This window comes from Streptomyces luteosporeus (assembly GCF_039532865.1).
GTDB classification, from domain to species: domain Bacteria; phylum Actinomycetota; class Actinomycetes; order Streptomycetales; family Streptomycetaceae; genus Streptomyces; species Streptomyces luteosporeus.
The window spans coordinates 214,888-240,225 of the sequence record NZ_BAAASL010000003.1; the positions used below are offsets into that span (position 1 = coordinate 214,888).

Here is a 25,338-nt window from a genome sequence, read left to right on the forward strand (position 1 = left end):
CACGGAAGCCCGCCCCCGCAGCAATGCGGGGGCGGGCTTCCGTCGTGTCAGTGGGCCTTGACGGTGAAGTCAATGTCGGCCAGAGCCTCTTCCGCACGCGCAATGTCTCGTTGGGAGACCGCGAAGCAGGCGCGCACGTAGGGGTGGGGCGGGACATCGCGGTGGAACGCTTCACCGGGAATCGTCGCGATACCGGTGGTGGTCAGGATGGTGTCGGCGGCTTCATGGCCGTTCTCGACGCCGAGCGCCGAACAGTCGATCAAGAGGTAGTAGGCGCCCTCGGGCTGGTTGGGTGCAAGTCCTGCTGTCCGGAAGGCATCCGCGATGCGGTCACGCTGGCTGCGGTACTGCTGCCGCATGGCCGAGTAGAAGGATTCGGGCAGTTCCAGGGCGTGTTCGGCCAATTGCTGCAGTGGTGTGGGGGCGCATACCGACAGGATGTCCGCTGCGGTGCGCACCGGCTGGATGAGCCGAGCGGGGCCGGCGGCGTAGCCGAGGCGCCATCCGGGGATGCTGTAGGTCTTCGACAGGCCGGAGATGGTGATGGTCCGGTGTTTGAGGGAGTCGAAGGCGGCCGGGGACAGGTGTTGCTCGGGCGTGTAATAGATGTACTCGTAAATTTCGTCGGTGATGACGAGCAGGTCGCGGCGCTCGGCGAATGCTGCGACTGCGCTGATCTCCTCTGCGGTGAGCCTGCGGCCGGAGGGGTTGTTCGGAGTGCACAGGACGATGGCGCGGGTGCGTTCGGTTGCGGATTCCTCCAGGACCTGGGCATCGAGGTGGAAGTCGGGGGCGGTGAGCCTGAGGGGCTCGGGCACGGCTCCGTACAGTTCGGCTGCGGCGTGGTGGTAGCCGTAGAAGGGTTCGGGGAGCAGGATTCCGTCCCCGGGGTCGAGGTAGGAGAGCAGTACGGCGTTGTAGGCCCCGGATGCGCCGATGGTGGCGACGATGCCGTCCTCCGGGTCGACGTCGATGTTGTTGTAGGTGGCCAGCTTGCGGGCTATGGCCTTGCGCAGGGCCGGGTCGCCCTGCGCAAGGCTGTAGGAGTGATCGGCTGTGGCGAAGCCGGCGGCAGCCGTGTGCAGGAGGGAATCGGGCGGGGGCATGCGGGACAGTCCCTGGCCCAGATTGATGCCACCCACGGCCGTGCAGCGTTCGGTCATTGCTCGGATGAGGGATTGCTGCTTGCCGTGGAGTCTGCGTGCGGTGGCAATCATGTGTCGTTCTCCCTGTCTGCTGCCGGCAGCTGGTGTGTGCGACGAGGTCAGGCGGCGGTCCAGCCGCCGTCGACTTCGAGGAGGGCGCCGTGTACGTAGTCGGCGGCCGGGGAGGAAAGGAAGACCACTGCGCCGACGAGTTCCTCGGGGCGGCCGAACCGTCCGGCGGGCACGCGGCTCAGCAGTGCCCGGCTGCGGGCCGGGTCGTCGCGCAGGTCCTGGGTGAGGTCGGTGGAGAAGTATCCGGCGGCGATCGCGTTGACGTGGACGCCCCGGTGGGCCCATTCGGTGGCCAGGGCCCGGGTGATCTGGGCGAGAGCGCCTTTGCTCGCGGCGTAGGCGACGACGTTGCGGCCGCCGCTGTAGGCGAGTACGGAGGCGATGTTGACGATGCGACCGTGTCCTTGGGCGAGCATGAGCCTGCCCGTTTCCTGGGCCAGGAAGAACGCGCCGTGCACATTGGTGTCGATCACCCGGTGCCAGGCGTCCGCGGGGTAGTCCTCGGCCGGGTGCCGCTCGATCACGCCTGCGTTGTTCACCAGGATGTCGAGGCCGTGGTGCTGCTCCGACGTCTCGGCGAGCACGTGCCGTGCCTGCTCGGGGCGGGTCACGTCCAGTTCGACGGCTGACGCGTGGGCGCCGTCGGCCTCCAGTTCGGCCGCGGTCTTCTCGGCGGCTTCTCTGCTGCGGCCTGCGACGACGACATGGGCACCGGCGCGGGCCAGGCCGGCGGCGACCGCCCGGCCCAGCCCGCGGGTGGCTCCGGTCACCAGAGCCACCTTGCCCGTCAGGTCGAACAGGTGCAGCGGATTCGTGGTGCTCATGTCCGCTGTTCCTTTCCCCTTGTTTATGCGCCGACGAGTTCTGCTTCGATGGTGGTGCTGTGGTACCAGGGGTTGCCCGCCGACTCGGAAATGAGGTCGCGGGAGCTCGTCTCGTGGTACCGCCCGAGTGCCAGTGCCGTGTGCTGGACGATGTTGAGGGCGTTGAAGTACTTGCGGAGGAAATCGCCTTCGCCGAGATCGATGCGGGAGATGTGCACGTTGCGGTTCTCGTGGCGTTCCTCGGTGAGCAGGCGGACGAGGTTCTCTCCCTTGGCGAGGGTGTAGTCGTCGTCGTCCGGGTCGGCGAACCAGAGGATGCTGTGCTTGTGCTCGGGGTCGGAGAGTGTGGCGACCTCGCTGTGGCAGAACTCGTGGAAGAAATTCCGGGTGGCCGGGACCATGGCCATTTCGTTGAAGTGCATCTTGGCGAGCTTGAGCAGACTCTCGTGCCACTTCGGTGAGGCGATCATGATGAGGTTCGCGTCACGGCTGTCGTACGCGATGCGCTCCACGAGGCCCCGCCGTACGGTGTCGTAGTCGCGCTCGAGTTGGTCCGACAGCTCGGCGAGCCGGGTGTGATGGTTGTCGTCGAGCATGCCCAGCTCATGGAACATGTCCATGAGGATGGCGAAGTACTGGGAGACGTGGAACAGCGGGTACTCGCGGTCCGGCTGCTGCAGTTTCCAGTAGGCGATCGAGACGCCGTCCGCGTGGCCGAGCTCGGCGAGCGTGCCGCCGGAGGTCAGCAGCAGGACGCGGTCCTGCTTGGACTTGAGCTGACGGTAGGCGCGGACCGGCTCCTGGGAGTGTCCGCTGTAGGAGCTGATGATGTACAAGGTGGCGTCGTCGTCAAGGACGGACGACGGGGCGAGGAAGCGGAAGTCGTAGTCGTTGAGGACGTGGACCTCGATGGGGGAGTCGATCTCCGCGAAGTAACCGCGAACAATGTCGGAGACGATGGCCGAGCAGCCCATGCCGGTAAAGACTATGCGCTTGAACTCCTTGTTCGCGAACCGCGCCCGGAGTTCTGGGGTTACGGCTTCCAGCGAGTACTCGTCCGGCTTGGTGAGCCCGGCACGGTACTCCTTCTCGATGAACTCTTCGTAGCGGTCGAGACGAGACTTCATATGGGTCAGCTCTCTGTCGCGGTGACGAGTATTCATGTCCTGGCGGAGTCGGCTGGGCCGACTGCTTGAAAATTACACGGGCATGCTGTTGGCAACGCAACAATTAAATGCATGTTAAATCGGGTGCATGGCTGGATCGGGTGGTTCCTTGTTCGGAAAAACGGACCTCAGGAGTCGGTATTGCGGTCGGGTGGAGGCCGGGGCCACCTTGGGCAAAATGGACAATGTGCCTGCGTGCAGGGTGGATTGTGATCTGTGCAACCCTCAAAGATCGGCCACCGCGGCGTCTCAATAAATGGACAAGTGCCTGCAGGGACAAGATCAAAAAGGCCCATGGTTGCTGAACGGACCTTCCTCGGTGGCATGATGAGGTGGCATGACCACTCAGCTCATGGGCTTCATAGCCGCGTCTCTTGTCATCATCGTGGTCCCCGGCCCAGACCTCGTGCTGTTACTGCGTAACGCGGCAACGGACGGTCGTCGAGGCGCGGCGGCAACTGCCGCCGGCATCATGCTCGGCAACGGCATCCTCGCGGCCGCAGCTGTCGCCGGCCTGACGGCCCTGCTCACCGGCTCGCAGATGCTCTATACGGCACTTCGCATCGCCGGAGCCATTTACCTCGCCTACCTCGGCATACGGGCGCTGATCGACTTCGTTCGACACCGCAACCAGGACGACGGCAGCCGGTCACCCGTTAACGAAGTGGAGTTGCCCTGCGGTCACCCCAAGAAACACAGCAGGAAGGGCGTCGACCAAGCCTTCCGGCAGGGCCTCGTCAGCAACCTTCTCAACCCGAAGGTCGCCGCGTTCTATCTGTCACTGTTCCCGCAGTTCGAGTTGCCCGGCGTCCCCACCCTTGCCCAGCACGCCATTATGGCAGGTATTTTCTGGGCCCTGGCGCTCATCTGGTACATCGTGGTCGTGACTGTTCTCGGCCGCGTCCAGGCCCTGCTACGCCGTCGCCGTGTCCAGCGCGGGATCACCGGCACCTCCGGCGTTGTGCTCGTCAGCCTCGGCGTGGCTATGGCCTTGCGGGACTGACGACTGGCGGAACCCACGCCGAACTCAGCGTCGAGGAGAGCGTTCCCGGGGTGGCGGTGACGATCGAGCGCCACCGGGGGAAGCCCGGCCTCCATTTCGTCGATCACCAGGGACAGGTCGTGCCCTGGTAGACCCGGGTGTCCGTTGCGGCCGCGCCTTCGCAAGAGACCGCGCACGCGCCTCTGGCCAAGGCCACGTCCTGGCCGCATGCTCGTTCCTGCCCGAGTCCCGCCCCCCAGGGGGCTCCTACCGGAAGCAGGGACCATCATGCGCAGACGTGTCACCAGACGTCTCATCAGTGGCAGAACGGTCATAGCCGTGCTGTGCGGCCCCGCGCTCGCCGTCGCGACGGCCACGGCGGCCGTCGCCTCGCCGGGCAGCACGTCCTCGGCCGCGGTCGGCGGCACGAAGATCCGGAGCGAGTACCGGATGCTCTTCGCCGACGTGGAGCAGGCGTCGTTCCAGGACGGGGCACGGGTCATCCAGTACCCGGCCGACGACAGCCTGCCCAACCAGCGGTTCGACTTCATGGGCCACGCCGACGGCACGTACGAGATCGTGGCCCGGCACAGTGGCAAGTGCCTCGACGTCTACGACGCGAGCCAGGCCGACGGCGCGGGCGTGATCCAGTGGCCCTGCAACGGGGACGGCAACCAGCGGTGGCGTCTGGAGGGCGTCGGCGGCGGTGCGTACCAGCTGCGGGTGATGCACAGCGGAAAGTGCCTGGAGGCGTCCTGGAGCGGTACCCCGGGCGAGCAGCTGCGCCAGTACCCGTGCAACGGGGCGGTCAACCAGCACTGGACGCTCTGGTCCTGACACGGGGGGAGAGGGGGGAGCTTCACCGCCACCCCGCCACTGTCAGCCCGAGCCGGTTTACGAGACGCTTGCCGAATGAGCCAGCTTTTCGAGATGGACGGGGAGATCCTGTGGTACCCGTCCAACGGACCCGCTCGGTTGTTCCTCCGGCAAGTCAGTGTTTTCGAGGCGGAAGCGGGAAGGCCGTCGGGGATCGGCCCGATGGTGAACGACGAGTGCCGGATCGACCCGGCGGCCTTTCGACCGTTCGCCAATGCCCTGCTGGCCTGGTACCGGACCACCACTCACCCCGTCATGACGGCTATGGCCGAAGGATTCATCGGCACCGTGCTCGTGCTTGCCGAGCGGGCAGGCATGGAGTTGGAGTGGCGCACTCCCGCCCGTCCCCCCAAGAGCCTGTCACCCGCGGACGCCGCAACTGCTGTGAAGCTGGCGGAGGCCCTGGACAGGCGAGTGGACGATCTCCGCCACGCGTCGAGAGAGCTCGGACGATCGATGACTCGATGACCGCCAAGCCTTGCGGGCATCCCGGTCGGTGCGAGAGCCGATGGCCGGCACCGGCCGCCGCCGGTGCGAGGACGGCGGCCGAGCGCCTGGGCATCCCTTACGTGTTCGTCGCCTGCTTCCCCGCCTACCTTCCCTCGCCGCACCACCCGCCGTTCGAGCGGCCGGGCCGGCCGTTCCCGCCCGGCGTGACCGACAACCGAACGCTGTCACGGACCGCCCTTCGTGTTGACCGAGGTTGATGGTCGGGAGGCCAGGCAGGCGCTTCGGTCGCGGCGGCGAGACCTGGGCGCCGCCTCGATGTCAGTGCCGGGGGATAGGTTCTCGGGCATGGTGAAAGTGATGGCCGTCGACGGGACGGATTCAGGCATGCTGCCACGGGGCGGACGCCGATGGTGACGGTCTACGACTGGTTCGACGACCCGCGTGCAATGGACGCCCTCGCCGCGCAGAAGTACCACCGGGGGCTCGCCGAGGCGCTGATCGCGGCTGCCGACCGGGATCGGCGTACGTGGGACGTCACCCGACGCAGCGCCTTCCGGCTGGTTGCCGGGATGGACCCGGAGCAGCGTCGGCCGGTGCTGGACGAGCTGGTACGGGTGCTCTCGTTCGGCCCCTGGCTCTCCGGGGACCAGGCGCGGTTCACCGCCGCCCTGCGGGCGATAGCCGACCTCGGGGACGGTGGTGAGTCCTTGGACCCGGCCGACCGGGTGTACTACCGCGAGCAGTGGATCGCGGTGGCCGAGCACCAGGTCGAACTCTCGGATATGCCCGAGGTCCGGCTCGTCGTGGAGCACGAGCTGGCCGCCGGGCGGACGGTCCCCGCGACCCTGGTCGCCGCTGTCCGGCGGACGGCGGAGGAGACGTTCACCGGCACCGAGTACGCCGAGCTGGCCGCCCGGCTGACCGACCCTCCGGTGAACCCCGGCGAGGCCTGGGCCGACCGTGCTCTGGCCCACGCCGCAAAGTGCGGCGCGCCGTGGTCGGAGCTGCTGGCCCACGCCGCCGGCGCGCGCTCCGCCAAGCCGAGCCGCGCCTGGGAGCGGAAGGCCCGCACGCTGCTGACCACGATCGGCGAGCAGGAGGCGGCGGAGGCCGTGGTGGGCTGGCTTGCCCGGGTCGGCAGACGGCGCACCGTCCAGTTGATGTGCGAGGACACCCAGGTGGACGGGTACGACCGGTTCAACGAGAACGCGCTGCGCGGCCTGTGCTGGCTGCTGACGCTGGTACCGCCCGCACCGGCGGCGGCTTCGCGGCGCGCGGAGGTGCTGGCCGGCCTGGTCACCGACGCGCCGACAAGGGTGTCCAACGCGGCCGTGTACGCGCTGGCGCGGTCGGGCGACGCCGAGGCGCTTCGCCGGCTGGTCCGGTTGGCCGGTGTGGTGGACAGGCCCACGCGCAAGCTCGTCGAGGCCGCGCTGGACGCCGAGGCGCAGGCCAGAGGCGTCACCCGCGCCGAGCTCGACGAGGTGGCCGTCCCTTTGGCCGGAGGTTCTTAGGGCCTGTCCGGCGGATCTTCGTCGTGCGGTGCCCTGCGCCCCGTCGGGGGCGCGGGGCGGCCTCTGCGGCTCCGCCGCGCGGGCGCGACAAGCCGCGGCGCGCCCGCAGACCGGGCGCCGTACTGCGCTCGGGCCCCGGGGTGGGGCACCGGCTGCGGGCCGTGGGTGGCCGATCACGCCCCGGCGGCGGCCGCAGATCGGCACTGCCCCGCGCCCCTTGCGGGGCGCTGCCCGATCCGCCGGGCATGCCCTAGGCGGGGAGCAGCCGCACCAGCAGGAAGGCGGCTTTCTCGTCCGGCCGCACGGTCATGGACTGGGCCCGGTAGCGCCCGGGTGCCAGGTCCACGGGGAGGTACTCGCCGCTGGAGAGGATCTCCTCGCCCTCGTCCCCCGCGTCGGACAGCAGGTACCGCCCGCCGGTCAGTTCGACGGTGACCTCGTCCGCCCAGCTCTCGTCACCGGCGACCGCCTGCGCGACGGCGGCGGCGAGAGCCGTGTCGTCGTCCGCGTAGCACCATCGCGCGAAGACCAGGTGGTCGGGCAGCCAGGTGACGGCCTGTGGTTCACCGCCGAGCGTCAGCACGTCCCCGTGACCCGGCAGCGGGATTGCGTCCGCGTATTCCGAGGTGTGGTGCAGAGCCTGCTCCCAGCCGACCCAGCCGGCCAGAGCGCCCTCCGGGACCAGCGCGTACCGGGCCGTGTCGGTGGAGTCGAGCCATTCATCGACCGGTTCGGGGCAGTGCGGATCACGATGCATGCGCCGGATCATCGCATTCGCAGCCGACAGCCGCCGGAGGAAGCCGGAGCCGCCACCTACCACGGCAGGCACGGTGACCGGCCACGATCCGCCGTTGGACCCGCACCCGTCGTCGCGCAGGCCGGCTCACCGGGCCCGGACCCCGGTCGGGTGACGCCGCTGCGGCTCACACCGGTTCAGCGACACGAACTCGGATCAGGTCTATGGCTGGGGCGCGGGGAAGGCGACCGGGCTGCGCAGGCCCGAGCGGTTGAGGGCGCGGATGCCGAAGAACACGTTGTCCTTGGACATGCCGACGGTGTGCCGGGTCACGTTCCCGACCGGGATGACGTGGGTCCACTCCGGCTCGGTGGTCTCCCGCCACACCACCTCGTACCCGGCGAGGTCAGGCTCCGGGCCGCGTTCCCACGTCAGTTCGGTGGAGTTGCCCAGGGCGGTGGTGCGGATCTTCACGGCGCGCGGGGTGCCGGGGGCCTGGGCGAGGGACCACAGGGCGGCCGCATTCACCCGGGCCACCCGGGCGATGAAACCGAAGTCGCAGAACTCGGGCAGGTCCCCGTACTGCTTGCCGTCCACCGTCCGCACGTCCTGGTGCTGGTGCGCGTAGTTCTCGGCGGGCTCGGTGAACCGGGCCGCCGGATAGCCCTGCTGGAGGAACGGGATGTGGTCGCCGCTGCGCAGATAGCGGTCGCGGCGGTAGACCACCCGCACCCGCATCCCCGTCGCGTCGTTCTCCGCGGTGTCCCGGACGAACCGGGCCAGCTGGCGGGAGGGCGAGTCGTTCTCGCCGCCCACCGAGCGCCGCACGTCGGCCTGCTCCGGCGTCTCCGAGGTCGGCACGCCCTCGGCGAACAGCCGGATCGTGTACGGGTCGCGCGAGCCGTCCTCGGCGGTCGGGCTGCCCACGATGTCGTTGGTGAACATCGCCTGCACGTCGGCCTGCCGGTCCCGGAACGTCCTGGCCATGTGCCCGGCCCCGTACAGTCCCTGCTCCTCGCCCGCCACCGCCGCGAACACCACGGTCGCGGCCGGCCGCCGGGTCGCGAAGACCCGGGCCAGCTCCAGGGCGACGGCCACCCCGGAGGCGTCGTCGTCGGCGCCGGGCGCGTCGCCGGTCGCGTTCATGGGGTCGCTGTTGCGCGAGTCGTAGTGCCCCGAGACGACGTAGATCCGGTCGGGGGTGACCGAACCCCGCAGCGTGGCGACGACGTTGGTGATCCTGGTCGCCACCGGGACACGGGGCGCTGGCTGCTGTACGAACGACTGGAGCTCCACGGTCATCCGGCCGCCGGAGGCCTGTGCGTAGCGGCGCAGCTCGGCGAGGAGCCAGTCGCGGGCTGCGCCGACGCCGCGTACGGGGTCGTCCTGGGCGGACAGGGTGTGCCGGGTGCCGAAGGAGACCAGTTTGCGGACGGTCGCCTCGATACGGTGCGGGTCGATCTCGCGCAGCAGGGCGCGGAGTTCGCGCGAGGGCGGCTGCCCGGTGGGCCGGTGGCGGGTGGGTCCCGCGGGCCCGGACGGTGCGGGTCCGGGCGGCGACGGCATCGCTGCTGCCGACGGCAGCCCGAGGGCCGCCACGCCGACCGTGGCCGCGCCGAGCACCGTACGCCGTGCCGTACCCCGTCCGCTGAGCCCAGTGTCTCCGTCATCTCCGCTGTGGCTGCTACCCGCGTCCCCACCCGGCTTCGTCATGGCGCCATCGTCACGGCCGCCTCAGCACCCCCGCAAGGTCCGGTTTCGGCCCGGGAGCAAGCGGGGCCCCACCCCTCTCACCCCGGTCGCGAACGCCTCCCTCCCGCACAGGCGGCCGCTTCCCTTACTCTTTCCGATCATGCGAGCCCTTTTCCCAGGATCCTTCGACCCGGTCACTCAAGGGCACCAGGACGTACTCCGGCGCGCTGCCCTCCTGTTCGACGAGGTCGTCGTGTGCGCGATGGTCAATCCGAACAAGACCGGCCGCTTCCCCGTCACGGAACGGCTGGACCGGCTCCGCGCGGCAGCCGCCGACTTGAGCAACGTCACGGTCGACTCCCACACCGGCCTGCTGGTCGACTATTGCCGTCGAGCCGGGATCGACGTCGTCATCCGCGGAGTGCGCGGCGTTCGCGACCTGGACTACGAAATGCCGATGGCCCGCATGAACCACGAGCTGGCCGGAGTCGAAACGTTCTTCATCGCCGCCGACCCCACCCTGGCCCACATCTCCTCCACCCTCGTCACCGCGATGAGTCAACAGGACCGAGTCCCGAAGCAGCAGGCGGGGGCGACAGCGAAGCCGTAGCCGGGCGGCCGGAACCGTCAGCCGGGGGTGCTCCGCCAGTACGCGCCCAGCTCGTCCGTGGCCTTGTGCACGACGGGGGGTGACGCGGGTGCGGGCCAGGACTGGATGCGGTGTTCCTCGACGGGCTCCTCGTCGTCGTCGAGCCAGTCGGCCGCGGCCCCGGCATCCCTGCCCCGGGTGCTGACGCGCAGCCGGTAGGTGCCCGGTCCGTCCCAGGCGAGGTCCGGGAGGGCCTCGTGCGCGCGGCCGCCCCCCTCGCAGAGCCGGGCCTCCGTCGTGGCGGCGTAGCTGACCTCGACGACGTCGTCCCAGCCGGCCAGCTCCAGCGGGGGAGCCGCGGCCCAGGTCTCGGCGCGCACCCAGATGTCGCCGGTGTTCATGCCGGGCAGGAGGAGGGCGCCGTCCGGCGCGGTGACGACCACGCCGGTGGCCACGGGCTGCCGGATGCCGGGTACCCGCTCCACGTCGCCGACGATCACGTACTGGCCCTCGGCGACGAACAGGCGGGCGCGTACCTCCCGCAGGGGTCCCGGCATCGGCGGCTTCCTTCCTCCAGCGGTCAACGCTTGACGTGTACCCAGTACGCGTCGTGGTCGAGTATCCGGTTCTCGCGCAGGAACTTGCCGCGGTACTCGGACCCTCCCTCAGTGGTGTTCTGGTTCAGGGGTACCGCATGGGTGGAGTAGTCGGAGTTGAGCCCGGCGCCCTCGTAGGTGGCCGCGAACGGGTACTCGTCGCAGCTCTTCCCGGGGTACTTCCCCCGCGGGCAGGCGATCCGGCGGTTGTACCTCTGGAGGTCGACGTCGGACAGGTGGTGCAGCGGTCGCCCCTTGCCCTGCAGGCCCCACTTGAAGCGCAGGTTGTTCTGCGCCCAGTACACGTGCCAGGCGACCTGGGTGATGCGCGGGTCGTGGGTGTCGAGGGTGTACGTGGGTTCGTACGTCCAGTTCACGCACCCGCGCCCGGTGCCGCTGCCGACGGGCTCGCTGTCGCAGCGGACCTGGGCGGTGTCGCCCAGCTTGCGCGTCAGCTTGTTCGGCGCGGCGAGGTTGGACACCGTGACCTTCACAGGCGGCTGGTGGTAGCTGATGTTCTTGCCGGGCGACGTCACCTTGAAGGTGAAGTGCTGGTTCTGCGCCGGGTAGCGCAGCCACTGCTCGCCGCCGCCACCGGTGACCGTGCAGCCGCCGCCGGAGGCCGCCTTGCAGTCCACGGCGACCCCGGCCCGGGACAGCAGGGTGGCCACGCCGGACGCCTGCACGAGGCCCAGGTTCACGTCCTGGACGTAGGTGCTGGACTTGTAGTCGAGCTGGGTGGTGTTGCCGGAGCCGATGACTCCGCGGCCGATCTCCCTGCCACTGGGGACCTGGACCACCCTGAACGGGATGAACTCGACGAAGCACGAGGAGCGCCGGTCCGCGGTCTGCCGGCCGACCTCGCAGCCGACGTTCGCGGCGAGCGTGTTCTGCTTGGCGAGCCAGTCGCGTTGGGCGGCGTTCTGCGGAGTGCGGAAGGACTCGTCCAAGGACAGGACCGCGTTGCGGTCCCCGGCTCTCGCCGAGGGCGCGGGCCCGTCCGCACCGGCGGGCAGTGCGCAGGCGAGGACGAGGCTGGTCGCGGCGGCAAGGATGGTGACGAGTTGACGACTTGCAGGCAGCAAGACTCCCCCTAGTGCCGGACGTCACGTGAACGTCATGTGCACGACAGGCCGACGACTGTAGCACCGCGCCACACAACACGCGTCGGTCTCAGGGGAGTTGGCGTGAGGGGCGGCCCAGCGCCAGCACGCTCAGACCGAACATCGCCACCCCCAGGGGGACATGCACCGACGGGACGTGCGCGATGCCGAGCGCGACCTGTGCCGAGGCGAGCACGAGGAAGCCCGACGCGTGCAGGACGGGCCGGGCCGGGCCGCCGCCCGGCTTCCATGCCAGCACTGCCGCGAGGACGTACAGCATCGACGCCCCGTACATCACACGGGCTCCGACGCTGTGCAGCGTCTCTCCGTAGGACGAGGTCAGCAGCAGCCCGGCGGAGACCGCCTGAAGGAAGATCGTCAGGGTCTGCAGGGCAATCGCTGCCTGCAGCAACGAGGAGTTGCGCCGTGCGCTCGCGGTCTTCGTCGTCGGAGTGGCCATGTCGCAGTCCCCCAATGGATCGATAAGGTCTCACCAGTCCGACGACGCGAGGCTGCAAAAGGTAAGGCGAGGGGGCGGCCGGAAGCATGGGAACTGCCGCGAGCAGCACGGACGGGGCAGCGGGCGAGCGACGTCAACTGGTCAACATCGCCTACCGGCTGCTCGGTTCGGTCACCGAGGCCGAGGACGCCGTCCAGGACGCCTACGCACGCTGGTACGGGCTGCCGCGAAGCCGGCAGGAGGAGATCGTCTCGCCCGGCGCCTGGCTGACGACCGTGACCGGCCGCATCTGCCTGGACCTGCTCGGCTCGGCACGGGCCCGCCGCGAACGCTACGTCGGCCCATGGCTGCCCGAGCCGCTGCCCGACAGCGCCGAGTGGAACCGGGCGGACGGCGCCGACCCCGCCGACCAGATCGTCGTGGACGAGTCGGTGACGATGGCCTTCCTCGTCGTCCTGGAGTCGATGACGCCCGCCGAGCGGGTGGCGTTCGTCCTGCACGACGTCTTCCGCTACCCGTTCGCCGAGATCGCCGGCATTCTCGACCGGACCCCCGTGGCCTGCAAGCAACTGGCCTCCTCCGCCCGGCGACGGGCAGGCGCCGCGCGCGCCCCCGGGACGGCGGCCGGCCGGACCGACGTGGTGCGGCACATCAAGGAGGCATGGGAGGCCAAGGACATCACCACCCTGGTCGGCCTCCTCGACCCGGCCGCCGTGATGACCGCCGACGGCGGCGGCATGGCCGGCACCGTCCTGCGCCCGGTCGAGGGCGGCGCGCGCATCGCCCAGTACATGGTCGCCATCGCCGACAAGGCCCCGGGGCTGGAACTCCTGGAGCGATCGGTCAACGGCACGCCGGGCCTGGTGGCGCGGCGTGCCGGCGCCGTCGTGACCGTGGCCTCGTTCGACCTCTCCGGCGGTCGCGTCAGCCGGATCTGGGTCGTCCGCAACCCGGAGAAGCTGCGACCGTGGGTGCGGGAAAAATAAAGACACAAAAGCGATGCCTCCTCATACGCTCGGCGCATTCCCTTCCGGTGATCTTCCGGAAACCGAGTCATGCGAGGTGGAACAATGATTCTCCGTGCATTACCGCGCACCGCTGCAATAACGGCACCACCGCCGCCGTCTCACAGGCCACGAAGGACCGCGCCAGGACTCCGTGCCGCTCCACCAACCCGACGTGCAGGCTCTTGATCCCGTTGCGGCACGCCGTGGGGTCGCGCAGCTCAAGGAGCCGCACGAGGTGGTCGGCCAGTGCCCGATGACGCGGTGGGCCGTACAGGATGCGGTAGTGCACCAGATCGGGCCACTGCGCCACCGCCGTCTCGATCCCGCCCAGGTACGCCTTCTCTCGGGACCTGGACCCCGCTACCACGAGCTGCTCCCGGGTGCTGGAGACGACTTCGATCGTGGCCTCCACCAGGTCGGTGTACCGGGTCAGCACCTTCACCACGACGGACGTGCCGGATGCTTCGAGGGCACTGTGCGCCTCGCCGTCCTGGTGAGCGAACAGCACCTCGGGGCGCTCCCGGTACGTCTTGCATAATCCCGCGCGGTTCCTGGTGCCCGTCCGGCGGCGCCCACCGCTCCGCCCTCGCGTGTAGAAACGGTGCGAGAACCCCGTCGCAGCAGTACACCACCGACCGTTCAGGTGCCAAAGCCGCATGCCCAGTGGTCGCGGTCCGTCGGCGTGCACAAGCCTCCGTCGCCTCCCGCGGAGGCGGCGGAGGTGGGTTCTGCTATCGGCCGGTCGGGCCGTACAGCGAGACGTGCTTCGGGCTGGTGCCCGGGACGTAGGGCGCGCCGGCCCAGTCGGCGTGGCGGGTCTCGAGGGTGAGGCCGGCGGCCCGGGCGAGGCGTCGATGTCCTCGGCGTTCCCAGTAGCGCATCTTGCCGGGGAGCACGCGTGCCGGTTGCCCGTCGCGCAGCAGCACCTCGCGGTAGTGGAACTCGCCCCGGTCGGCGCTCCGCTCGCCGGTGAAGATGAGCACGGAGTTGTCGAGGTGTCGTTTGAGGACGATGTCCTTGTCGACGGGAAGACGCCGGGGTGCGGGCCGTCGGGCAGGCGCTGGCCGGGCCTGGGGGTGAAGGTCTCGATGACCACGGTGCTGATTGGCGTGAGGGAGCGCGCCGCGTTGTGCCGACCGTGACCATCCGCAGGCGAGACCAGTTAGGCACTGGGTGCCTTGACCGAGGCGCTCTTTACCCAAGGGGAGGGAGAACGGAAGGTGGAAGGCCCATCAGGCGGTAAGGAAAAGGTGATCGTGCCCGACTCCGGGGGGCGGCTCAGGAATGCGGCCACCGGGATCGTCGTCAAGGACCAGCATCTGCTGATGGTCCGCGGGGACTGGCCGCGTCCGGACACCTTCTTCTTGCCCGGTGGCGGCCAGCAGTCCGGGGAGACGCTGAGCGAGTGCGCGGAACGAGAGGTGCTGGAGGAGACCGGCGTCACCGTCAGGGCCCGGCGTCTGGTGGTGCTCCGCGAGTACATCCCCGCCCGCCACCAGGACGTGACACCGGTGCCGCCCGAGGTGGCGCACCGGGTGGAGGCGGTGTTCTGGTGCGAGGTCGTGGCGCAGCCCCCGGTGCTCGGCGGGCACAACGAGGACGACACGCAGACCGGCGTCGAGTGGGTGCCCTTGTCCAAGCTGGGGGACATCCGGCTGCTGCCGCCGTCGCTGCCCCGGATCGTCCATGCCGTGCTCCACGTCGAGGTCGAGGGCGCCCTCTACCTCGGGGACGACCATGGCTGACCCGGTAGGGCTGTCCGACCTGGACGACACCTTGATCCGGCGCGGCGAGGCGTTCGAGCGGTGGGCGGCGGAGTTCGCGGCCGCCCACCGGGTGCCGCTGGAGTGGCTGCTGAGGACGGATCCGGCGTACTCGTCGCGGCGGGTGGAGTTCTTCGAGCTGGTGAAGGCCACCTTCGGCGTCCGGCCCGGCGTGGCGGAGCTGCACGCTCAGTACCGGCGCCGGATGCCTGAGCTGGTCGAGCCCGACCGGCAGGTGTGCGCGATGCTCACCGGCCTGCGGGAGGCAGGCTGGCGGCTGGGCGTGGTCACGAACGGCATGGTGGACAACCAGACCGCCAAGCTCCGGCGCGCCGGGCTCTACGACCTCGTCGACGCCGTCGTCATCTCCGAGGCGGTGGAGATCCGCAAACCGGACGCGCGGATCTTCCACCATGCCCTCACCCGGCTCGGCGCCCAGCCGGGGCCGCACGCGGTCATGGTCGGAGACAGCCTCGAGAACGACATCGCAGGCGCCCACCATGCCGGCCTTGCCACGGTATGGGTCTCCCACGGCCGGCCGCTCCCCGGCAACGGCCCCCACCCTCACCGCACCATCCGTACGGTCAACGAAGCGACCGCCGTGCTGACGGAGGGGAAGGCAGGGTGACCATGCCCGAGATCATTTGATGTGTGACCCGAAGGTCGCAGCGATACCCGTCCAGGAGTGCGGTGAGCTGCTCGTGGACGTGGGCGGCAGCGACCTGCTGGCCGATCACAGTCGCCAGGACACTGCCGGGGCGTTCGCACATGTACGGGCCGGCCTCTTCGAACGGCTCCTGGCCGCGCAGGCGGCGCTGCCGGGCTGCGGCTGCTCCTCGTCGAGGGATACCGGCCGCCACAGCTCCGCGAGCGGTACTTCGAGCAGTACGCCGCCGGGTTGCGGGCCGCGAACCCGCAGTGGACCAGCGACCAGGTACACGTGGCGGCCAGCCGCTACGTCGCTCCGCCGGGCATCGCCCCGCACACGGCCGACGCAGCCGTCGACATCACCCTGGCCGACACGGACGGCCACGAGCTTCAGCTGGGCACCAGCACGAACGCCACCCCGGAACGGAGCAACGGTGCCTGCTACATGGACGCCGGCAACATCAGCGCCGAGGGCCGCGGGGCACCGCCGCACCCTCGCCTGCGCCCTTACCGGAGCCGGGCTCGTGAACTACCCGACCGTGTGGTGGCACTGGTCCTACGGCGACCGCTACTGGGCCCTCATGACCAGCTCCCTGGCGGCGTCGTACGGGCCGACCTCGCTCCGCTCGACTCCATGAGGGCCAAGCATGCCGCGCCGGCGCCTGTGCCCTGCATCCGCCTGACCAGCATCCTGATGGAGAGGACGGCACGTTGACCACACACCCGAGGCTTCCCCGGGCCGAATGGCTTGCGAGCCGCGCGCGCATTCTCGGCTGCGCCGCCTCCATCGTCCACGACTCGGAGTACCGGATCATGCTGCTGCACACCTCCACGGGGGATGCCTGGCAGTGGCCCGGCGGTGGCCATGACGAGGGCGAGGATCTGTGGCAGACGGCCGTGCGAGAGACCTTCGAGGAAACCGGCCTGAGTATGCCGGAGGTGCCCGAGTTGCTGGTCGTGGACTGGGGCCTGCACCCCGAGGGCATTCCCGAGGTCTTCACCCTGTTCAAGGGCCCGCTGGTCGACGCGAGCACGGTGAAGGTGAAGCTGTCGGACGAGCACGACGCCTGGCGCATGCTCACCGCCGAACAGTGGGCTCCGCTGGTGTCTGCGGAGCGGGCCCGGGTCCTGGCCCTCGCCACGGAGGTCCTGCGCGGCGGACGATGCCCCTACCTTCGTGAAGCCAGCCACCTGGCCCACATCCGGTAGCCGGCCGGGCCGTCAGGGAAGGGAGCGCCATGGCGACGCAGTGGGTACCGCCCGAGCAGTACGTGAAGACGCTGCCGATGCACGCCCAGTACGCGTGCTTCTTCTTCACCGACACCGAGGACCGTCCGCTTCAGCTGCGCTGCTCGGTGCCGGCCACCCGCGGCATCTGGCAGTGGCCCGGCGGCAACACCGACATCGAGGGCGAGTCGCCGTTCGAGACAGCCGTACGCGAATGCAAGGAGGAGACCGGGATCGAGTTCGCCGGGCAGCCGCGGCTGCTGGCCGTGTTCTGGCAAGGGCCCGGGGAGTGGCCGGTGGCCAAGGTCGGATTCTGCTTCGACGGCGGCCGGCTCACCAACGAGGAGATCGGCAAGATCCGTCTCGACCCCGACGAGCACGACCTGCACGCCGTGCGGTCCATGAGCGAGTGGGCCGCGACCATGGGCATGAAGGAGTACCAGCGCCTCACGGCCGTCCTGCGGGCCCGGGAGACCGGCGTGCCCGCCTACCTCGAACTGCCAGCAGCTGGAAACGGAAGGGAACCATGATCCGGTGAGCGCGCACCCGAAAATGACGCGGGCTGAATGGCTCGCCTCCCGGCCGCGCATCGTGGCGGCTGCCTCGTCTCTCGTGCACGACGCCGACTACCGCATCTTGATGCTGCACGCTTCTTGGAAGGACGAGTGGCAGCTGCCCGGCGGTACGCACGATGAAGGCGAGGACCTTTGGCGCACCGCAGTGCGCGAGACCTTCGAGGAGACTGGTCTGTCCATGCCAGCGCAGCCGCGGCTGCTCACGCTGGACTGGACCATGAACCCCGAGGGTGTAGCGGAGGTGTGGGGGCTGTTCCAGGGCCCCTTAGTCGACGATGGCGTGCTCGTGAAGCTGTCGGACGAGCATGACCGGTGGGAGATGCTCACGATCCAGGAGTGGGCGCCACTGCTGCCGCCGTTCCAAGCACGCGTTCTGACGACTGCCGTCGACATGCTGTGCAACGGCGGCTGCACCTATCTCAGGGAAGGCGAACGCGTTGGCTGAGGCTGGGAGTGGCCTACTCCGATCCGCATCTGACAGCTTGCTCTGCGCGGTCCAGGCACCGTCCATACCTACCCTCATGACAGCGTTTGTCGATGAGTTTGGGCGGCAGTTGGCGATCAGCGGGCATGTGGATGCTCAGCAGTTTTGACGGCGCCAGCGAGCGTGTCTGTTTCAGGGCGGCTGGTCGACTCATGCGAGTGCTGATCGTGCGATTGCGTGGAACTGCACGTACTCGATGGTCGCGCCTCCGGGGTGTAGCACGGTCATGTTGCGACCGGTGGGGACCTCGTTGGGTCCGTCGAGGATCTTTCCGCCGTGTTGCTCGGTGAGCTCCAGGACCTGGTCGAGGGACTCGACGATCGCGGTGGCGTGGGTGCCGCGGTAGGGGGCGAGGGCTTCTTCTGAACCTGCGAGCAGCAGATAGTCGCCGACGCTCGCGAGGTCCAGGTCTCGGTAACTGAACCGGAGTCGTGGCTGTTCTCCGGTGAGTGCGACGAAGGTGGGCAGTGCCACGTCGAGGTCGTCGACGTAGACGCGGGCAAGGGTGGCGAGCGCCGGCACGGTCATCTCCTAGATCATTTCGACTTTCCCGAAACGTCGAAGTGATCTGCATACTACGTGCGTGATGTGGGCGAAGGCGAGGAGGGTCAGTGGGACAGCCTGACGATGCGGACGTGGACTTGGCTGTGGTGCTGCATGCCCTGGGGGATCCGGTTCGGTTGGCACTGGTCCGCCGGATGGCCGAGCACGGCGAGAGCGCGTGCAGCCCGGACGGCGTGGACGTGCCCAGATCGACGCTGTCCAACCATTGGCGGATCCTGCGCGAAGCCGGAATCACTCAGACCCGTCGGGTGGGAAAGGCTCGTCTGATGGCTCTGCGCCGCGCCGACCTTGATGCCCGCTTCCCGGGACTCCTTGCAGCCGTATTGGCCGAAGGAAGACGGTGAGTGCTTTGGTTGCCGGCCCGGCCAGGACGAGGCCGCCCGCTGTCCTGACCGGTGGACGGCGACCCAGCATGCGCTTTTAGGTCATCCGGCAGCAGTGTTTCCGCGGCTCCGGCCAGGCCGTGTCCAGCGCCTTCCGCACCGTCCGCCACGTCACGCCGTGCTTGCGCTCAAGCTCCCGCATCGACATGCCGTCGCGATGGTCACGCCGGATCGCCGCGTACAGCTCGACCTTCGGCATCGGCGGCATGACCAGCACCTTTCACCAGGAGCATCGCGATGCTGCCCTGGCAAGAGACCTGGTTCCTCCCAAACTCATCAACATCACCCGACCGTGGATCGGGGCGCGCCTCCCAAGCCCATCGACAAGTGACGCCGCTACTGCTCGATAAAGCCATAACCCCGAGCCCTGGCATGGCCGCCAGGACACGAGAAGTTTCGGACGCCCAATGCGAAGGGCCGATCCCGTTTGGCGCGGACGGCGACGCCGACAGCGGATCGCAGCTGTGCGCCAAAGCGCCGCGACCGTCGAAGCTCCAGGCGCCAAGTGCCTCGCCCCGTAGCGCTTGGCCCGATACGCCGACGAGTAGAGCAGGTTTTCTCCCCGGCCCACTCCGTGTCCCCGGACACGGAGCCAGAGTGGACAGCCCAGCCTACTGAGGACCGGGGATACGAAACGCCCTGTACGCAGCACGGGACCGTGCTGCGATCGTCGAGCGCCTCATGTCCAGCGTGGGCGGGACGGGAGTTCCGGCCCGCCCACCGCAGCATTAGGCCGCCAGTGCTTCGTGGAGCGTTGAAGGCTTGAGCCCGAAGGCGTCGCGGATATCGCTGTCGTCCACGAGGAACGGACGCTCGGACATGTAGCTCATCTCGGCGAACTCCCGCCACAGTGGATCGGTGAAGGACAGCAGCGTCATATCCCGTTCGGTGAGCGGCTCCAACCGCGGTTCGGGCGCTCCGTTGAGTTCGGCGAGTTCGGTTGCCGCCTGGCGCAGGGTCGTGGTGATGACCGGGGCGTGCCAGGCCCGTCCCCAGGCCCGATCGTCGCCGCTGACCGCCACCAGCGCCGCTGCAACGTCCTCGGTGTACGAAAACGAGTGCGCCGCATCCGGGTTGCCGTGGACGAGAGCCAGTTCGCCGTCGCGGACCCGGGGCGCGACCAGCAGCGTGAACGCTGAGACTGCGCCTGGGCCCAGGTACTGGCCGGCTCGCACTTCGGTAGCCCGCAGCCGCCCTTCGTCGTGGGCATTCTTGGCCTGCCGCCACAGCTCGGCCCTCACCCGGCCCTTTCGGGTGTGCGGGGCCATCGGGGTGCGCTCGGTGACCGGCCCGGTGGTCTGCTGATAGCCGTAGTGGTTGCCGAGCATCACGTAATCGGCCCCGACCCGCTCGGTCGCGGAGAGGATGGAGGCGAACAACGGCGGCATGGTCTCCGGCCAGGTGTGATAGGCGGTCATGGCGGCGTTGAAGACCGTGGTCGCTCCGGCCAGTGTCTCGGCCAGCTCGTCAGTGCGGCCCGCGTCCAGGGCGATCCGTTCGATGCCGGGGTGCTCCGGGCCGCTGCCGCTGCGAGTGACGAGGCGGACCCGCTCGCCGCTGTCGGCCAGTTGCCTTGCGGTGGCGATCCCCGTCGCGCCTGCTCCGATGACGGCGTGTTCAGCCATGACGTTGTCTCCGTTTTCACCAAGAAGAGGAACGTTTCCCTGAAGGGGGAACGTGGTTCGCAGTGGGCCCGACCGCTCGCTCAACTCTGCCGCGCGACCGCAGGGTAGGGTCAGTGGCCTGAACGCCACGCAGTCCAAGGATCTAGCCATGCACCGTGTCGCCGTCCTGGCCGTCCCTGCGGTCAAGCCTTTCGACCTGTCCATGCCGTACACGCTGCTCGGCGGACACCCCGGCTACGAGGTAACGGTGTGCACTGCTGTGCCCGGTGTGGTCGCCGCCTCGGGCGGTATCGAGGTGGTGATCCGACATGGCCTTGAGGCGGTCGCGGCGGCGGACACGGTGATCGTTCCCTCGACCGCCAGTCGGCACGACGCCGAGCCGGCCGCGCTGGACGCCCTGCAGGAGGCGGCCGCCGCGGGTAAGCGCGTTGCCTCGATCTGCAGCGGCGCCTTCGTCCTCGCCCAGGCCGGGCTCCTCGACGGCCGTGTTGCCACCACCCACTGGGCCCTGGCCGAGGAACTGCAGCGCGCCTTCCCTGCGGTTCGCGTGGACGCCGACAGGCTGTTCGCCGAGGACGGACGGATCGTCACCGGTGCGGGCTCGGCCGCCGGGATCGACCTGTGCCTGCACCTGATCAGCTGCGACTACGGCGCGGCCGCGGCCAATACGGCGGCCCGTGCCGCCGTCGTCACCCCGGTGCGCCACGGCGGCCAGGCGCAGTTCGTGCAGACCCCGCTCCCGGCCGAGACCGACTCCTCATTGGATGCGGCCCGCATCTGGGCACTGCAGCACCTGAACCAGCCGATCTCTCTGCATGACCTGGCCGCTCGGGCCAAGGTCAGTGTCCGGACCCTGACCCGCCGCTTCACAGCCGAGACTGGTGTGACCCCGTTCCAATGGCTGCTCCAGCAGCGGCTGCTGCGGGCCCGCGAGCTGCTGGAGACCACCGATCTCACCGTCGACCATGTGGCCCGCCGCAGTGGCCTCGGCTCCGGTGAGTCACTCCGCCAGCACCTGAGTCGCCAGATCGGCATGACCCCGGCCGCCTACCGGAGTGCCTTCACCCACCGCCCGAGCGCGAAGACTGGTCAGTGACCGCGCGTGACTCGACCCGGACGTGGCGTTTAAGTCGTCGCGGAAGCATGACGCTTTCGCGAACGCGTCCCCCAGAACATGATCAGGCAGCAGACTCACCTTCACGGCCTTCGTCATGGTCACGTGGGCCCTTGGTCGGAGCGCATGATCAGACGAGGGCCGCCTCAGTGCCCGGTGAATACCCAGTGAGCGGCCTAGTGCGAGGAGTATTTCGACTCATCGATAGCCTTCGTCATCATGATGCGCGCTTGGATCCTGCCGATGCTGCTCGTGCTCTGCGGCTCAGCCGTCGCGACTGTGCTTATCATCGAAGGGAACCCAGGTGCAGCCGCAGCACTCCTGCTGGTGTTCCTGGTACTCGCGGGCACGCACTCGCCTCTGATCTTCCCGAGGTCGATCGGTGCACGGGAAGCACAAGTCACGGCGCTATGAAGCTGGGGCAGCTTGTCCCTGTTCATGCGGTCGGGTACGCACCAGTGGTTGACCACTGCGCCCGCGTGCCGGGGACCGGACACGTCATCGAGTGCGGTCCAATCTCAGTGGCTGCTGATCCTCGCGGCCACACAGGGGTCCTCGTTGCGGTAGCCGAGGCGGGTATAGAGCCGGTCCGCAGGGGTGTTGTCGGCAAGCTGCCACAGCGTGCAGCAGCCGTACCTGCGGACGGCGTACCGGGTCAGCCATGAGGTGAGTGCGGCACCGAGCCCCTGGCCGCGCAGGGCCGCGTCGGTCGCAACCGACGCCATCAGCGGCGCGCCGCTGTCCCGCAGACTGCTCATGGCACCGCACGCCACCAGCCGCCCGTCCGCGTCACGGATCCCCGCCCAGAGACGGACGTCCGAGGAGCCGGGCCCGGTCGAGTGCGCGGGGCTGTGCTCGCCGAGGAAGGCGAGCAGTTCGCCGTGGTGCGCCTCGTCCAGCTCGGTCACCCGCTCCTCCGCTGGGTGGAGCGGCGGCTCGTCGAGCGTCCAACGGAAGACCCAGGGGACCGGGTCGGCCACCGCGAGATGGCGGCCGAGCAGCACGTCGGTGCCCCTGGGGCCGGTGAACTCCCTCACTGCTCCGGGGAGTTGGTGAGCTGCGCGGAGGGTGAGCCCGGCTGCGGCGGTCGGTTCGCCGACGCTCCACAGGTGGCCGCGCGGCTCGTCGAGCCAGGCCACCGCACCGTCGCCGGACCAGCTGATCCGGTCGGCCGGGCGTGGCCGCGCGGCTCCGAAGCGCAGCAGGGCCGCGCCGGTCTGCAGTTCCAGGCCCTGGGCGAACAGGTCCGCGGTACGGGGAGGAAGGGTCGTCGCCTGCATCGTTCTCTGGGGAGGGGTTCCTCTGTGAGGGGGACGGAAGGGCGTGCGGACGGTCCGGATCTGCGCAGGACAGGGCCGGAACCGTCGTTCGGGGATGAGAGATGTGGGGAGTTCCGGCGGCCGCCGCGCACGTGGCGGAGCACCTGGTGAACCGGAGGGCCCACTGTCGCACACCGCCCCCGGCCCGATGCAAATCTGCACGCGGGCGGCCCGCCCGGTCTGGTCCGGCGCCGCCAGGAGTGGCCGGGCCACGTTCCTGGACGAGTTGTTCCGAGTGGGACGGGCTCTCCGGAGCATGAAGAGGGCGCGCCGGTCTCGGCTAGGGGGGGCAGTACGGCTGCCAGGACGCGCCAGGAGCACGTAGCGGGCGCAGGGCGCCGGCAGCGTCGATGTACCTCGTCGTCCAGAGCACGATGACATGGAGGACCAGGCCGAGCGCGCCGAGCTGGTCCTCCATGCTCAGCGCCGAGGAAGGCTCATCCAGGCGTTTGTGGGATCTCTTGCGACACGCACCTTGCAGCACGCCGGACCTGGCGAGGGCCGCACGGGGTGCGGTTCTGCTCCCGCTGATCCCCAGCCGAGAGTCGACCCCACCGTGCGGCCCTGGCCAGTAACCAAATAGGCGAGGAACGGCGTGCCAGGCGCTGGGGGCGGCGGTCGCGGTGCATGATCGCAAGGTCGGCAGTCCCCGATCAGCCCGCGGGCCCTGAGGGTCCCGAAGGGACAGCAATGCATCAGGAGCGCGCGGAGCCCGTGAGCCCCGTAAGTTTCGCCCGGGACGTGGCCCGGCTGCTCCAGATGTACGAGCGGGCCATGGATGACGCGGCCTCCCTACCGCTGCTCCTCGCGCCCGTGCCCTGCCGGCCGTCCCGTTGGCGGCTGCTGCGCCCGGTCAGCCGCATTCCCCGGATGACGCTGGGGACGCGCATGCTCGTCGTCCGCCACGTCGAGCGGTCGCTCATGGCGCTCGAACGCCACTGCAACCTCCGCGAGGCTCTGGAGGAGCTGTCACCGGAGGAGGACCGGGCGCGGACCACCATCGCCGCGTACCGCAGGTCGCTGCCGGACATCCATCCGGTGTTGACGGTGATCAGCTTTTTCGTCCCTGCCCTGATCCTCGGCTCGGTCCTCACCAACCTCATCGACGGCCGGCTGGCCATGTTCGCCAAGGTGTCCACTCGGGTTCGCACGTCCTTCCAGGGCATCAGCAGAGAATCCATCAGCCTGCTCACGGGAGGCGGCGGCGGGGACCTCCCGCGGCAGATCAGCGATGCCGTCCTGCTGGGCACCGGAGGGCTGTTCCTGCTGGTGATGGTCTACTTCGTCACGGGCTTCGTGACGACCCGGCCCTTCGCCTCGGCGTTCCGCCTCAAGCGTCAGCTCCTGTGCCTCGCTGGTCAGACCGAGCTCACGTACCGCGACTGCGCCGCCAGCTGGTTCGTCAACAAGTCGGTGGGTGCCTACGCACAGGAACGCCTGGTGTTCGCCTCCGTGGGCAAGGGCAACCGCCCTCCCGAACGATCGGCGGACATCCTGATCCTCGCCTTTCCCCCCCGCCTGCCTGCTGGCCTTGGCGTTGCTGTACGGGTCCAGCCTGGTCGTCGACCTCACGTCGTGGGCCCGACACCAGCCCACCACGTCTTCGCCTCTGGACGACATCGTCCTGGAGCTGACCTTCATCGTATGGATCCTGGCCCTGTTCACCCTGCGGTTCCACTGGCTGAAGTCCGCCCGCACCGGCCGCAGGGCGGCCACCGACGAGCCGCCGTCCGTTGCCGTCGCCGGTGGCGCCTATGTCGAGGGGCGGCCGCGGACGGAAGCGGCGGCCTGGCCACTCGCGGTGGCCCCGATGGCCCCGCTCGTCTTTCCGCTGGTGGGAGCCGTTCCGTTCCACCGCCTCGCGTTGACGGACAACAGGCTGCGCAGGGCGGCGGAACCCCCGGCACCGGCGGGCAGGCTCCGTCGCGGCCACCCCTTCTTGACCACACTCGCCTTCGCTTCGCTCCTGGTGACGCCGTTGGTCGTCTGCTTCCGGCTCTGGCGGCTCGCCGGCCCGGCCGGTCGGCGGCAATACCGGCTCCTCGCCGCTGCGTCGTGTCCGGCACTGTTCGTCCTCACATGGGCGCCCCTCGGGTGGGGGTCCGCTGGGGCGGAGTACGGCTGCTGGACGGCCGCCGGTCTCCTGTACGCCTTCCTGCTGGCGGCCTACCAGCAGTGCCAGAACGACCTGGCCCGGTCGCTGGGCGTCCAGCTTCCGTACGGTCGGTGCGAGGTCGTACGGCCCACCGCCAGCCGCACCGGGAAGCCGGGAACCAGAAGCTAGTGCTGTGACCGCATACGTTCGCCGGGTTGGTGGTAGCGATGCCTGAACCGGATGGGTGCTTACCGACATCCGAGCCGGTGCGGGGGCGCCGTGGCGGCGGAGCCAGCCAGCGGCCGGAGGCTGACGGACCGAGAGGGCCA

29 protein-coding genes and 2 pseudogenes are annotated in these 25,338 nt (G+C 69.4%); 16 read left to right on the forward strand and 15 right to left on the reverse strand.

What is annotated here, in order from left to right:
- Nucleotides 1-47: 47 nt before the first annotated feature.
- From ABD361_RS04865 to ABD361_RS04875, 3 genes are read right to left on the reverse strand one after another with little or no spacing between them, the layout of a single operon-like run.
- A complete protein-coding gene (locus ABD361_RS04865; RefSeq protein ID WP_344433436.1) occupies nt 48-1,217 on the reverse strand; it encodes a pyridoxal phosphate-dependent aminotransferase in 1,170 nt (389 codons plus the stop codon).
- Nucleotides 1,218-1,264: 47 nt separating this feature from the next.
- The gene (locus ABD361_RS04870) at nt 1,265-2,041 is read right to left on the reverse strand and encodes a glucose 1-dehydrogenase (protein WP_344433437.1); all 777 of its coding nucleotides are present in this window, start codon (nt 2,039-2,041) and stop codon (nt 1,265-1,267) included.
- Between the two features lie 23 nt (nt 2,042-2,064).
- Nucleotides 2,065-3,168 carry an SIS domain-containing protein gene (locus tag ABD361_RS04875; protein WP_344433438.1) on the reverse strand — a complete coding sequence of 368 codons (1,104 nt, stop codon included), beginning with the start codon at nt 3,166-3,168 and terminating at the stop codon, nt 2,065-2,067.
- A 376-nt stretch (nt 3,169-3,544) separates the two neighbouring features.
- On the opposite strand from ABD361_RS04875, the gene ABD361_RS04880 reads away from it, so the two are divergent.
- The 4 genes from ABD361_RS04880 to ABD361_RS04895 all read left to right on the forward strand — a co-directional run bounded on the left by ABD361_RS04880 (nt 3,545) and on the right by ABD361_RS04895 (nt 7,029).
- Nucleotides 3,545-4,210 carry a LysE family translocator gene (locus ABD361_RS04880; protein WP_344433439.1) on the forward strand — a complete coding sequence of 222 codons (666 nt, stop codon included), beginning with the start codon at nt 3,545-3,547 and terminating at the stop codon, nt 4,208-4,210.
- Between the two features lie 267 nt (nt 4,211-4,477).
- Nucleotides 4,478-5,026, forward strand: coding sequence for an RICIN domain-containing protein (locus tag ABD361_RS04885; RefSeq protein WP_344433441.1), 549 nt, complete (start codon nt 4,478-4,480; stop codon nt 5,024-5,026).
- Nucleotides 5,027-5,101: 75 nt separating this feature from the next.
- A complete protein-coding gene (locus ABD361_RS04890; RefSeq protein WP_344433442.1) occupies nt 5,102-5,533 on the forward strand; it encodes a DUF6086 family protein in 432 nt (143 codons plus the stop codon).
- 389 nt (nt 5,534-5,922) lie between these two features.
- Entirely contained in the window at nt 5,923-7,029 is a 1,107-nt protein-coding gene (locus ABD361_RS04895) for a hypothetical protein (protein WP_344433443.1), read from the forward strand.
- A 250-nt stretch (nt 7,030-7,279) separates the two neighbouring features.
- Here ABD361_RS04895 and ABD361_RS04900 read toward each other — a convergent pair whose 3' ends face one another.
- Nucleotides 7,280-7,786, reverse strand: a complete 507-nt coding sequence (locus ABD361_RS04900; protein WP_344433444.1) for an Imm21 family immunity protein — start codon at nt 7,784-7,786, stop codon at nt 7,280-7,282.
- Between the two features lie 201 nt (nt 7,787-7,987).
- Nucleotides 7,988-9,478, reverse strand: coding sequence for a M28 family metallopeptidase (locus tag ABD361_RS04905; protein ID WP_344433445.1), 1,491 nt, complete (start codon nt 9,476-9,478; stop codon nt 7,988-7,990).
- 139 nt (nt 9,479-9,617) lie between these two features.
- Between ABD361_RS04905 and coaD the strand changes: the two genes are divergently transcribed.
- Nucleotides 9,618-10,067: a pantetheine-phosphate adenylyltransferase gene (coaD, locus tag ABD361_RS04910; protein ID WP_344433446.1), complete on the forward strand. Its 450-nt coding sequence runs from the start codon at nt 9,618-9,620 to the stop codon at nt 10,065-10,067.
- A gap of 17 nt (nt 10,068-10,084) precedes the next feature.
- On the opposite strand, the gene ABD361_RS04915 is transcribed toward coaD, so the two are convergent.
- The 3 genes from ABD361_RS04915 to ABD361_RS04925 all read right to left on the reverse strand — a co-directional run bounded on the left by ABD361_RS04915 (nt 10,085) and on the right by ABD361_RS04925 (nt 12,205).
- Complete coding sequence (locus tag ABD361_RS04915) at nt 10,085-10,603, reverse strand: hypothetical protein (protein ID WP_344433447.1); 519 nt, start codon at nt 10,601-10,603, stop codon at nt 10,085-10,087.
- A gap of 23 nt (nt 10,604-10,626) precedes the next feature.
- Nucleotides 10,627-11,727 (reverse strand): NucA/NucB deoxyribonuclease domain-containing protein, encoded by a 1,101-nt coding sequence (locus ABD361_RS04920; RefSeq protein ID WP_344433448.1) that lies wholly within the window; start codon nt 11,725-11,727, stop codon nt 10,627-10,629.
- A gap of 88 nt (nt 11,728-11,815) precedes the next feature.
- Nucleotides 11,816-12,205, reverse strand: a complete 390-nt coding sequence (locus tag ABD361_RS04925; protein WP_344433449.1) for a hypothetical protein — start codon at nt 12,203-12,205, stop codon at nt 11,816-11,818.
- An 86-nt stretch (nt 12,206-12,291) separates the two neighbouring features.
- Here ABD361_RS04925 and sigJ point away from each other — a divergent pair, with 86 nt between their 5' ends.
- A complete protein-coding gene (gene sigJ, locus ABD361_RS04930; RefSeq protein WP_344433450.1) occupies nt 12,292-13,191 on the forward strand; it encodes an RNA polymerase sigma factor SigJ in 900 nt (299 codons plus the stop codon).
- Nucleotides 13,192-13,258: 67 nt separating this feature from the next.
- On the opposite strand, the gene ABD361_RS04935 is transcribed toward sigJ, so the two are convergent.
- Both ABD361_RS04935 and ABD361_RS04940 read right to left on the reverse strand, forming a co-directional pair.
- Nucleotides 13,259-13,720 carry a hypothetical protein gene (locus tag ABD361_RS04935; protein ID WP_344433451.1) on the reverse strand — a complete coding sequence of 154 codons (462 nt, stop codon included), beginning with the start codon at nt 13,718-13,720 and terminating at the stop codon, nt 13,259-13,261.
- Nucleotides 13,721-13,943: 223 nt separating this feature from the next.
- Nucleotides 13,944-14,195, reverse strand: a complete 252-nt coding sequence (locus tag ABD361_RS04940; RefSeq protein ID WP_344433452.1) for a hypothetical protein — start codon at nt 14,193-14,195, stop codon at nt 13,944-13,946.
- 273 nt (nt 14,196-14,468) lie between these two features.
- On the opposite strand from ABD361_RS04940, the gene ABD361_RS04945 reads away from it, so the two are divergent.
- From ABD361_RS04945 to ABD361_RS04970, 6 genes and pseudogenes are all read left to right on the forward strand, one after another.
- Nucleotides 14,469-14,957: an NUDIX domain-containing protein gene (locus tag ABD361_RS04945; RefSeq protein WP_344433453.1), complete on the forward strand. Its 489-nt coding sequence runs from the start codon at nt 14,469-14,471 to the stop codon at nt 14,955-14,957.
- Entirely contained in the window at nt 14,950-15,603 is a 654-nt protein-coding gene (locus ABD361_RS04950) for an HAD family hydrolase (protein WP_344433454.1), read from the forward strand. Before ABD361_RS04945 ends, ABD361_RS04950 begins: the two co-directional genes overlap by 8 nt.
- Before the next feature lie 19 nt (nt 15,604-15,622).
- Nucleotides 15,623-16,261: pseudogene (locus ABD361_RS04955) on the forward strand (M15 family metallopeptidase).
- Nucleotides 16,262-16,334: 73 nt separating this feature from the next.
- Entirely contained in the window at nt 16,335-16,832 is a 498-nt protein-coding gene (locus ABD361_RS04960; RefSeq protein WP_344433455.1) for an NUDIX domain-containing protein, read from the forward strand.
- Between the two features lie 29 nt (nt 16,833-16,861).
- Nucleotides 16,862-17,380, forward strand: coding sequence for an NUDIX domain-containing protein (locus ABD361_RS04965; RefSeq protein WP_344433456.1), 519 nt, complete (start codon nt 16,862-16,864; stop codon nt 17,378-17,380).
- A 4-nt stretch (nt 17,381-17,384) separates the two neighbouring features.
- The gene (locus tag ABD361_RS04970; RefSeq protein WP_344433457.1) at nt 17,385-17,870 is read left to right on the forward strand and encodes an NUDIX domain-containing protein; all 486 of its coding nucleotides are present in this window, start codon (nt 17,385-17,387) and stop codon (nt 17,868-17,870) included.
- Nucleotides 17,871-18,059: 189 nt separating this feature from the next.
- Here the strand turns inward: ABD361_RS04970 and ABD361_RS04975 are convergent, their stop codons facing one another.
- Entirely contained in the window at nt 18,060-18,437 is a 378-nt protein-coding gene (locus tag ABD361_RS04975; RefSeq protein ID WP_344433458.1) for a hypothetical protein, read from the reverse strand.
- Nucleotides 18,438-18,520: 83 nt separating this feature from the next.
- Here ABD361_RS04975 and ABD361_RS04980 point away from each other — a divergent pair, with 83 nt between their 5' ends.
- Nucleotides 18,521-18,817: an ArsR/SmtB family transcription factor gene (locus tag ABD361_RS04980; RefSeq protein ID WP_344433459.1), complete on the forward strand. Its 297-nt coding sequence runs from the start codon at nt 18,521-18,523 to the stop codon at nt 18,815-18,817.
- 76 nt (nt 18,818-18,893) lie between these two features.
- Here ABD361_RS04980 and ABD361_RS04985 read toward each other — a convergent pair whose 3' ends face one another.
- Both ABD361_RS04985 and ABD361_RS04990 read right to left on the reverse strand, forming a co-directional pair.
- The gene (locus ABD361_RS04985) at nt 18,894-19,064 is read right to left on the reverse strand and encodes a hypothetical protein (protein ID WP_344433460.1); all 171 of its coding nucleotides are present in this window, start codon (nt 19,062-19,064) and stop codon (nt 18,894-18,896) included.
- Between the two features lie 520 nt (nt 19,065-19,584).
- Complete coding sequence (locus ABD361_RS04990; protein WP_344433461.1) at nt 19,585-20,481, reverse strand: NAD-dependent epimerase/dehydratase family protein; 897 nt, start codon at nt 20,479-20,481, stop codon at nt 19,585-19,587.
- Nucleotides 20,482-20,629: 148 nt separating this feature from the next.
- Between ABD361_RS04990 and ABD361_RS04995 the strand changes: the two genes are divergently transcribed.
- Nucleotides 20,630-21,577: a GlxA family transcriptional regulator gene (locus ABD361_RS04995; protein ID WP_344433463.1), complete on the forward strand. Its 948-nt coding sequence runs from the start codon at nt 20,630-20,632 to the stop codon at nt 21,575-21,577.
- Nucleotides 21,578-21,814: 237 nt separating this feature from the next.
- A pseudogene (locus ABD361_RS05000) lies at nt 21,815-21,994 on the forward strand (hypothetical protein); the annotation flags it as partial.
- Between the two features lie 119 nt (nt 21,995-22,113).
- Here the strand turns inward: ABD361_RS05000 and ABD361_RS05005 are convergent.
- Nucleotides 22,114-22,875: a GNAT family N-acetyltransferase gene (locus ABD361_RS05005; protein WP_344433464.1), complete on the reverse strand. Its 762-nt coding sequence runs from the start codon at nt 22,873-22,875 to the stop codon at nt 22,114-22,116.
- Between the two features lie 734 nt (nt 22,876-23,609).
- A complete protein-coding gene (locus ABD361_RS05010; protein WP_344433465.1) occupies nt 23,610-24,017 on the reverse strand; it encodes a hypothetical protein in 408 nt (135 codons plus the stop codon).
- Nucleotides 24,018-24,445: 428 nt separating this feature from the next.
- Between ABD361_RS05010 and ABD361_RS05015 the strand changes: the two genes are divergently transcribed.
- Complete coding sequence (locus ABD361_RS05015) at nt 24,446-25,198, forward strand: hypothetical protein (protein WP_344433466.1); 753 nt, start codon at nt 24,446-24,448, stop codon at nt 25,196-25,198.
- The last annotated feature ends 140 nt before the right edge of the window (nt 25,199-25,338 follow it).

Bases quoted from the DNA above. Each gene is read 5' to 3' on its own strand.
- ABD361_RS04865 (WP_344433436.1), bottom strand. From the start codon at position 1,217: ATGATTGCCACCGCACGCAGACTCCACGGCAAGCAGCAATCCCTCATC.
- ABD361_RS04870 (WP_344433437.1), bottom strand. From the start codon at position 2,041: ATGAGCACCACGAATCCGCTGCACCTGTTCGACCTGACGGGCAAGGTG.
- ABD361_RS04875 (WP_344433438.1), bottom strand. From the start codon at position 3,168: ATGAAGTCTCGTCTCGACCGCTACGAAGAGTTCATCGAGAAGGAGTAC.
- ABD361_RS04880 (WP_344433439.1), top strand. From the start codon at position 3,545: ATGACCACTCAGCTCATGGGCTTCATAGCCGCGTCTCTTGTCATCATC.
- ABD361_RS04885 (WP_344433441.1), top strand. From the start codon at position 4,478: ATGCGCAGACGTGTCACCAGACGTCTCATCAGTGGCAGAACGGTCATA.
- ABD361_RS04890 (WP_344433442.1), top strand. From the start codon at position 5,102: ATGAGCCAGCTTTTCGAGATGGACGGGGAGATCCTGTGGTACCCGTCC.
- ABD361_RS04895 (WP_344433443.1), top strand. From the start codon at position 5,923: ATGGTGACGGTCTACGACTGGTTCGACGACCCGCGTGCAATGGACGCC.
- ABD361_RS04900 (WP_344433444.1), bottom strand. From the start codon at position 7,786: ATGCATCGTGATCCGCACTGCCCCGAACCGGTCGATGAATGGCTCGAC.
- ABD361_RS04905 (WP_344433445.1), bottom strand. From the start codon at position 9,478: ATGACGAAGCCGGGTGGGGACGCGGGTAGCAGCCACAGCGGAGATGAC.
- coaD (WP_344433446.1), top strand. From the start codon at position 9,618: ATGCGAGCCCTTTTCCCAGGATCCTTCGACCCGGTCACTCAAGGGCAC.
- ABD361_RS04915 (WP_344433447.1), bottom strand. From the start codon at position 10,603: ATGCCGGGACCCCTGCGGGAGGTACGCGCCCGCCTGTTCGTCGCCGAG.
- ABD361_RS04925 (WP_344433449.1), bottom strand. From the start codon at position 12,205: ATGGCCACTCCGACGACGAAGACCGCGAGCGCACGGCGCAACTCCTCG.
- sigJ (WP_344433450.1), top strand. From the start codon at position 12,292: ATGGGAACTGCCGCGAGCAGCACGGACGGGGCAGCGGGCGAGCGACGT.
- ABD361_RS04950 (WP_344433454.1), top strand. From the start codon at position 14,950: ATGGCTGACCCGGTAGGGCTGTCCGACCTGGACGACACCTTGATCCGG.
- ABD361_RS04965 (WP_344433456.1), top strand. From the start codon at position 16,862: ATGGCGACGCAGTGGGTACCGCCCGAGCAGTACGTGAAGACGCTGCCG.
- ABD361_RS04975 (WP_344433458.1), bottom strand. From the start codon at position 18,437: ATGACCGTGCCGGCGCTCGCCACCCTTGCCCGCGTCTACGTCGACGAC.
- ABD361_RS04985 (WP_344433460.1), bottom strand. From the start codon at position 19,064: ATGCCGCCGATGCCGAAGGTCGAGCTGTACGCGGCGATCCGGCGTGAC.
- ABD361_RS04990 (WP_344433461.1), bottom strand. From the start codon at position 20,481: ATGGCTGAACACGCCGTCATCGGAGCAGGCGCGACGGGGATCGCCACC.
- ABD361_RS04995 (WP_344433463.1), top strand. From the start codon at position 20,630: ATGCACCGTGTCGCCGTCCTGGCCGTCCCTGCGGTCAAGCCTTTCGAC.
- ABD361_RS05005 (WP_344433464.1), bottom strand. From the start codon at position 22,875: ATGCAGGCGACGACCCTTCCTCCCCGTACCGCGGACCTGTTCGCCCAG.
- ABD361_RS05010 (WP_344433465.1), bottom strand. From the start codon at position 24,017: ATGAGGTTGGTGAGGACCGAGCCGAGGATCAGGGCAGGGACGAAAAAG.